Source organism: Chitinophaga sp., assembly GCF_035538455.1.
Classification (GTDB): Bacteria; Bacteroidota; Bacteroidia; order Chitinophagales; family Chitinophagaceae; genus Chitinophaga.
In genome coordinates this window covers 1-8,429 of sequence record NZ_DATLKJ010000080.1, presented here as the reverse complement: position 1 = coordinate 8,429, position 8,429 = coordinate 1, and the positions used below count along the sequence as shown (strand labels likewise).

General features: G+C 49.4%; 4 protein-coding genes. All 4 read left to right on the top strand.

Annotation, left to right across the window (positions count from 1 at the left end):
- The coding region (locus VM802_RS09130) for a TonB-dependent receptor (RefSeq protein ID WP_325529529.1) at positions 1-3,283 on the top strand (3,283 nt) is incomplete at its 5' end.
- 17 nt (positions 3,284-3,300) lie between these two features.
- On the top strand, positions 3,301-4,884 hold the full coding sequence (locus VM802_RS09125; RefSeq protein WP_325529527.1) for a RagB/SusD family nutrient uptake outer membrane protein: 1,584 nt from the start codon (positions 3,301-3,303) through the stop codon (positions 4,882-4,884).
- Positions 4,885-4,939: 55 nt separating this feature from the next.
- Complete coding sequence (locus tag VM802_RS09120; protein WP_325529526.1) at positions 4,940-6,997, top strand: glycoside hydrolase family 2 protein; 2,058 nt, start codon at positions 4,940-4,942, stop codon at positions 6,995-6,997.
- Positions 6,998-7,032: 35 nt separating this feature from the next.
- Positions 7,033-8,429, top strand: a 1,397-nt coding sequence (locus VM802_RS09115) for an alpha-L-fucosidase (protein ID WP_325529525.1), incomplete at its 3' end; no start/stop codon positions are given.

Below are 8,429 nucleotides of genomic sequence, written 5' to 3'. Positions count from 1 at the left end.
CGGGCGCAGGTTTTCAGCCAAAATGATGTTAGTGATGAAACTGACTTTCCTGTTACTGACAACCGCTTTTATGAATGTGAGTGCAGCGGGATATGCACAACTGATCACATGGTCGGGACGCAACGTTCCGGTGGAGAAGGTGTTTTCTGCTATCCGCCGCCAGTCGGGCTACACGGTCGTGGCCAGCCGGGAAGTGCTGGAGAAGGCGACGCCTGTTACATTGAATGTAACGAATGCATCTGTCAGCGATTTCCTTGACCTGGCGCTGAAAGGCCAGCCTCTGAAATATGTGATAGAGAACAGGTCTGTGTTCATCTTTCCTAAACCTGTTACAGCAAGTGCCAATGTCTCCGTTGCTGCGGAGCAGCCGCCGGCAGACATCCGGGGGAGAGTAACTGATGAAACGGGTAATCCTTTGCCGGGCGTATCCGTGCGCGTGAAGGGGACATCACAGGGAGCCACTACCACTGCGGATGGCAGTTATACCTTGCATATCCAGCAGGCCGGCGCTATTGTGCTACGGTTTTCTTACCTGGGCATGCAGCCGCAGGAAGTGCCTGTGAATGGCAGCGCGACTGTCAATGTTGTGATGAAGTCTGTTATTGAACAACAAACAGAAGTGATTGTGGTGGGATATGGAACCAGGAAGCGCAGCGACGTTACCGGTTCCATTGCGTCTGTACCTAAAGAGCGGCTGAAGAACCAGCCTGTGAGTAATGTATTGCAGGCTATACAGGGCTCTGCTGCCGGTGTGAATATCGTTAGTAATTCCAGTCGCCCTGGTAGTTCTCCGGCGTTTTACCTGCGAGGTCTTAAATCCATTACGGCCAGCAATGCACCGCTGATAGTGATGGATGGTATTCCTTTCAGCGGTAGTTATAACGACATCAATCCGAACGATGTAGCGTCCATTGATATATTGAAGGACGTTTCCGCCTCTGCGATATATGGCGCCAGGGGTGCGAACGGAGTTATTATGATTACCACCAAAAGGGGAAAGACGGGAAAGCCGGTGGTTTCCTATAATGGTTATGCGGGGCCTGAGTTCCAGACCAACGTGATGAAGCCGATGAATGGTGAACAATACCGTACTAAAAACCATTGGTACAATATACAGGCAGGACGCCCCACTGCGCCGGATCTGCCTTATCTTTCAGAGCAACAGAACTTTGCAAATGGCGTGAAGGAAGTGGACTGGCAGAAGGAGATCCGCCAGCAGGGTTATATCCATAGCCATGAGCTGAGTGTGTCCGGCGGTTCTGAAAATGTGAAATATTATATCTCCGGTACTTATCTCAAACAAGGCGGCACGATCAAAGGATACCAGTTCAACAGATCGAGCATCCGGGCGAATGTTGACGCAAACGTATCTCCCTGGCTGAGCACCGGCGTCAATCTATTCCTGGTGAACAATAACGAAGACGGCGGAAGGGCCACTCTCTTTGACGCCAACTCTATCAGCCCTTACGGTACCTTATACAACAGTAAGGGTGATTATGAAGTGTATCCTATCTTCCCGCAGACGTTGTACACCAGCCCGCTGCTTGGCCTGTACAATCCTGCTGTCAACAGGAAGAAGAATATGACTGCCAGCGGTTATGCACAGGTTACACCTGATTTCCTGAAAGGTCTTAAATACCGTGTGAATGCTTCTTATTCATTCAGACCTAACCGCACCGGTGATTACTACGGCAGGAAAATGGGCGATATGCTTGGCACTGCGCAGGTATACAATGAAGAGAACAAGCAGTGGATCGTAGAAAATATCCTCAGCTATGCCAGGACCTGGAAGAAGCATGGGCTGGATTTTACAGCGCTGTACAGCGCGCAGCGCGATGAGCAGTTTACCTCCCTGCTTACGGCCAATACTTTTGTAAATGACAATCTCGACTATAACAACCTGAAAGCTGCACAGGTACAGAAAACAGAATCTTCGTATTCTTCCAGTTCGTTGTTGTCGCAGATGTTCAGGGTGAACTATACTTACGACAGCCGCTATCTGTTCACCGCTACTGTGCGCCGTGATGGCTTCTCCGGCTTTGGTCGTGACAACAAGTATGGTGTATTTCCATCTATTGCCGCCGGCTGGAATGTCCATAATGAGCGATTCATGGCACGTGTTCCGGTGGTGTCGCAACTGAAGCTGAGGGCTTCTTATGGTCGCTCCGGTAACCAGGCAGTAGGTGCGTATCAGACACTTACACGTATGAACACGGAGCAGTACATCTATGATGGTGTAACGGCCGTAGGTGTAATTCCTGATATGCTGGGTAATGCCAACCTCAAATGGGAGACTACTTCGGGCCTGAATATAGGTATCGATTTCGCTTTGTGGAACAACCGGCTGAGTGGTAGCATCGAGGGGTATGGTACCAATACCTTTGACCTGTTGCTGAGAAGAAGAATACCCGGTATCACAGGCTATACCAGTATCTTCGATAATATAGGCAAAACCGCCAACAAGGGTATCGAGATGCTGCTGAACAGCCGGAACATCCAGCAGGAGCATTTCACCTGGCAGACATCCTTTAATATCTCTTTCAACAAAAACAAAGTGGTATCACTTTACGGAGATAACAAAGATGATATAGGCAACAACCTTTTCATTGGCAAACCTTTGCTGGGTATCTATGATTATACCATGACCGGTATATGGCAGGAAGGCGAGGACGCGAAGATAGATCCAGGTGCAAAGCCGGGCTATATTAAGTTTGCGGACATTGACAACAGTGGAAAGATAGATGCCGCAGACCGTTCCTACCTCGGCACACAGCTGCCGAAGTATATTGCAGGACTGACCAATACATTCACGTACAAAAACTTCACGCTGAATATTTTTGTACAGAACGTACATGGTTCACTGCGTTCCAACAATATTCTGGATAACCGGGACCAGGCCGGTACGATCAACCTGCCTGCAGCTATTCCTTACTGGACATCTGAAAACAAGATCAATAGCAACCCTTCATTGTTTTACACCAATCCCAAGGGATATAAATATGCGCAGGATGCTTCTTTCGTTCGTATTAAGGACGTGACATTGAGTTATGCATTCGACAAAAAGATGTTGCAGCGGTATAAGATTTCCAACCTGCTGGTGTACATCAGCGGCCGTAACCTGGCCACTTTCACGAAGTGGCAGGGCTGGGACCCTGAAACGGCGCCGTCTTCCATCACTTCCAGTTCAGCCAGGCTGAACAACGGACAGGGCGCAGGGCAGCAAAGTCCGGACTTCTATCCGCTTACTGCCACATTGGTTCTTGGTGTGAATATCAGTCTCTGATCATAAAAAATTCTGAAATGAAAAACATCGCATATATAGGTAAAGTAATGTTGACGGGAATGCTGCTGATGGGTAGTTATTCCTGTAGCAAAAGTTTTCTGGATGAGCAGCTGAAATCATCCTACAGTCCGGATAATACACTTGTAGATGAATTGGGTTTTGAATCTGCCAGTACGGGGATGTTGAGTATCTTCCGTAATGATTACGGCAACACGCAGGGGTTGCTGGCTACTTTTTATACCGGTACAGATATGGCTATTGTGGGTCAGCCTAATGCTGTGCAGGCGCCGTTTGAGGATTACAGGAACCTCAATTCACAGAACGCTGCGGTATCGCTTATCTGGACCTGGTGTTATAAGCTCATCAATGCGGCTAACATGATCATTGCGGCAGCAGATGATTCCAAGACCCAGCTTACGGCGCCGCAACGCGCCTTCTATAAAGCAGAAGCCAGTTTCTTCCGGGCTTATGCTTACAATCATTTGTCGTTGATGTTTGGCGGCGTGCCGGTGATTACGGCGCCGGTAGTGGCTCCGCGTACTGATTACACGCGGGCTACCGAAGAAGAGGTGGTGAAGCTTATTGTAAGCGATCTCACTTTTGCGGAGGCTAACCTGCCGGACCCTGCTACAGCGAAGAAGCAGGGACGGATTACAAAGTTTGTGGCATCGCAGCTGCTGGCAGAAGCGTTGCTGCGTGCAGGGAAGCCCGCAGACGCGGAAGCGGCGGCGAGGAGAATTACCGACAGTAAGTTCTACAGCCTGATTACTGCAAGATATGGCGTCAAGGTATCATTGCCCGGAGATCCTTTTGCCGATATGTTTACCTATGGCAATATGCGCCGTAGTCAGGGAAATACAGAAGCTATCTGGGTGATTGAACAGCAGTATAATACGCCGGGAGGCGGCGCATCCTTCGATCAGCGCCGACGCGAATGGGGCCCGTTCTATGCTAATGTAACAGGTATGAAAGTGGCGGATTCGCTTGGCGGCCGCGGCATTGGCAGGATCAGACCTACTAACTGGTGGACATATGAACTGTATGAGCAGCAGGATATGCGGAATTCTTCCTACAACATCCGCCGTAAATACTGGTATAACGATCCCGCCTCTACGAAATTCGGGCAGCCGGTAGCGGTGAGTGGATTTGATACGATACAGAATATCTTTGCACATACTACCAAGTGGTACGAGTTTCAGGCGCAGGACCCGCAAGGGGCCAGCTCATTCAAGGACAGGATACAGATGCGGTTAGGCGAAACTTATCTGTTACTGGCTGAAGCACAGCTGTTGCAGGGTAAACAGGCCGAAGCTGCCGCGAGTATCAATGTTATTCGTCAGCGTGCGAAAGCCACGCTGGTACAACCTTCTGAAGTGACGATAGATTACATCCTTGATGAAAGGGCCCGGGAGTTGACCGCAGAGGAGTTGCGGAGGCTTACGCTTATCAGAACCAGGAAGCTGGTAGAACGTGTACGGAAGTACAATCCGAAGGTGGCGCCCACCATCAGCGATTTCAATCTCCGGTTGCCGATTCCGCAGTCTGAGATAGATGTGAATAAAGATGCTGTTCTTACACAGAACGAAGGGTATCAGCAATAAGTTGTCAGCAGTCAGCCATTGGTTAATGGCTGACTGTTAAACTCTTTTTTAACTCATGAAAAGACTCTCGATTTTTAGCGTCCTGTTGCTGCTGTTGCTGAAGGCTTACAGCCAGGAAGGAAGAAAGGTGATTCCCTTTAATGAGGGATGGTTATTCAGGAAAGGCGCGCCTGTAAATGATAAAAGTATACCTGATACAGGCTGGGGAGCAGTGAATATTCCGCATACCTGGAATAATAAGGATATGCAGGAAGGAAAGAATTTTTATGCCGGAGAAGCCGGCTACAGGAAGACTTTCCGGGTAGATGAAAATCTGAAGGGCAAGCGTTTGTTCCTGCGTTTTGAAGGCGTAGGGTCTGTGGCGGGGTTGTATGTGAACAACAGGTTTATCGGGGAGCACAAGGGCGCATATGCCGCCTTTTGTTTTGAGATTACGCATGTGGTACAGTATGGCGCAGACAATACATTACTGTTGAAAGCAGACAATACACCGCGGCCGGATATTATTCCTGTGAATAACTTCCTGTTCGGTGTGTTTGGTGGTATGTACCGTCCTGTAAGCCTGATTATCACCAACGATATTAACATCACTACTACAGATTATGCATCTCCCGGTATCTATATCAGTCAGGATGATGTGAGTGAGAAGGAGGCGACCGTTACCGTTATGGCGAAGATAGAGAATAAGCGCGCGCATCATACGGATGCCAGCATCCAGACTGTGATAAAGGATAGAGGCGGAAAACGTGTAGCCGTTTCTGTTAAGAAAGTGTCGCTTAGTCCGCAGGGCATTAATATCATTCGTGCGCAGCTGGCAGTAGATAACCCGCATCTCTGGAACGGGCTGAAAGATCCTTACCTGTACTCGCTGACAACTTCTGTTATTGTGGACGGACAGGAAACGGACGCAGTAACGCAGCCACTGGGGCTCAGGCATTTTGAAGTGGTGGCAGGAAGAGGTTGCTTTCTTAACGGTAAAGCATATACGATGCACGGCGTTACCCGCCACCAGGAGTGGCAGGATTATGGCAGTGCGCTCAGTAATGCACAGCATAAAGCGGACCTGGACCTGATCCGGGAGATGGGCGCCACCACCATACGCTTTGCGCATTATCAGCAGGCAGCATACATGTATGCGCAATGCGACAGCACCGGGCTGCTGGCATGGGCCGAGATACCGTTTGTGAATAACTCCACAGGTAAAGAAGGCGATAACGCCAGGCAGCAGCTCACGGAGCTGATACGACAGAACTACAACCATCCTTCCATCTATGTATGGGGGGTGCACAACGAGGTATACAGTAAAACGGCGGATGAACATGTAGCGGTGCTTACAAGGCAACTGAACGACATCGCCAAAACGGAAGATCCGGGCAGGTATTCCGTATCGGTGAGCGGCTATGGCGAGATGAACAGGCCGGCCAATCTTGCTGCAGATATACAAGGCATGAACCGTTACTTCGGCTGGTATGAAGGCCGTATCGGCGATATACAGCAATGGGTGGAAAGCCTGGAAAAGAATTATCCGGATTATAAGCTCATGCTCACTGAATATGGCGCGGACGGGAATATCGATCAACATACCGATTCACTTATCACTGACTTTGATCCGGTGAGTGGTCAGTTCTTCCCTGAGACCTATCAGACGGCCACGCATGTAAAGCAGTGGGCGGTGATTGAGCAGCATCCGTATATTACGGCTTCCTATCTCTGGAACACCTTTGAATTTGCCGTACCGATGTGGAACCGGGGAGGCGTGAATGCGAGGAACCTGAAGGGGCTGATTACCTATGACAGAAAGCAAAAGAAAGATGCTTTCTTCTGGTACAAGGCTAACTGGAATCCTGCGCCGATGATCTATATCGCGGAGCGGCGCAACAATATGCGTACACGGGCAGCAGTGAAGGTGGAAGTGTTCAGTAATATGCAGCAGGTAACACTGAGTGTGAATGGCAGTAAGCCTGTAACGGGTCATAACGGCGCGAATGCAAAGGACATTATTTTTGAGAACGTGGTGTTGAAGTCTGGCGCCAATATATTGAAAGCTACCGGTGTACATAATGGCAAAGTGCTGACAGACACTGTCACCTGGCATTTGCAACCGGTCAAGTAGTTTTATCCATCCATCAACAAATGAAACAAGGAACAATGAAAAGCATTTCAACATTTATAGTTGCCGGATGTATGTTGCTGTGGGAAGGGGTTGCAGTGGCGCAGCAGGTGAAGGATAGTATTCCGTTGGAACATGGCGCGCATCGTATTGGCCTGAGGACAGATGCGGATATGCAGCGATGGCGCTCCCTGCGCTTCGGTCAGTTTATTCACTGGGGCGTGTATGCTATTCCCGGTGGGGAGTGGAACGGGAAGACATACAACGGCGCCGCAGAGTGGATCAGATCCTGGAAGGAGATGCCCAATAAGGATTACGATAACCTGTACAAGCAGTTTAACCCGACGCAGTATAATCCGGTACAGTGGGCGCAGGCGGCGAAAGACATGGGCGCGAAGTATATGATCATTACCACGAAGCATCATGATGGGTTCTGTTTGTGGCCCAGTAAGTATACACGTTATACGGTGGCAGCCACACCGTGGAAGAAAGATATACTGGGCCCGATGGTGGATGCCTATAATAAGCAGGGTATTGATGTGTATTTGTATTTTTCTATCATTGACTGGAACCATCCTGACTGGCGTACTTCGTTGAAGTCGGCTGCAGACAGCGTTGCCTGGAAACGTTTTAAAGTATTTGTGAAGGACCAGCTGACAGAGTTGCTGACGCGTTATCCTTCTGTGAAGGGGTTCTGGTTTGATGGCACCTGGGATGAGTCCTGGAAAAGTGATGGTGCTTTTACTGATGAGCTGGAGCAGTATCTGCAAAAGCTGCATCCGGGTTTGATCATTGGCAGCCGTCTGCGTGCGGATGACAAGGGCGCCCGGCACTTTGACTCCAACAACCGCCTGATGGGAGATTATGAGCAGGGCTGGGAAAGGAAGCTGCCGGAGAAGATCAGCGATATACATGGTAACGACTGGGAAGGCGTGATGACTGTACCTGTGAATCAGTGGGGTTATAATGCGCGCTGGTCGGGGCATATCAAGTCTGCCAATGAGTTGGTTGAAATGCTGGTAAGGTCTGTATCATTGAATGGCAACTTTGTACTCAATTTCGGTCCAAAAGGGGATGGGGGCATGCGTACAGAAGAGCAGGTGCTTGCGCGGCAGATTGGCAGCTGGATGAAAGATAATGGAGAAGCTGTATATGGCTGCGGCTACGCCGGACTCGAGAAGCAGGACTGGGGATATTATACCCGCAAGGCTGATACGGACACCATTTACATGGTGGTGTGCAATGTACCGGTATCTGGTAACCTGCGTGTGAAAATACCGCCACGTCAATCTATCATCAGTGCTTCACTGCTTAACAATACGTCTGTATCTCTTACGCCTGAGGTAATAGAGCGGAACGAGTATTTTATTCCGGTGGAGCGTAAAAAATATGACGCGCCTTTTGTGATTATGTTGAAGGTAAAGAAGGAGGCAGG

Excerpts from the sequence above, each read along its gene's own strand:
- VM802_RS09125 (WP_325529527.1), top strand. The coding sequence starts at position 3,301 with ATGAAAAACATCGCATATATAGGTAAAGTAATGTTGACGGGAATGCTG.
- VM802_RS09120 (WP_325529526.1), top strand. The coding sequence starts at position 4,940 with ATGAAAAGACTCTCGATTTTTAGCGTCCTGTTGCTGCTGTTGCTGAAG.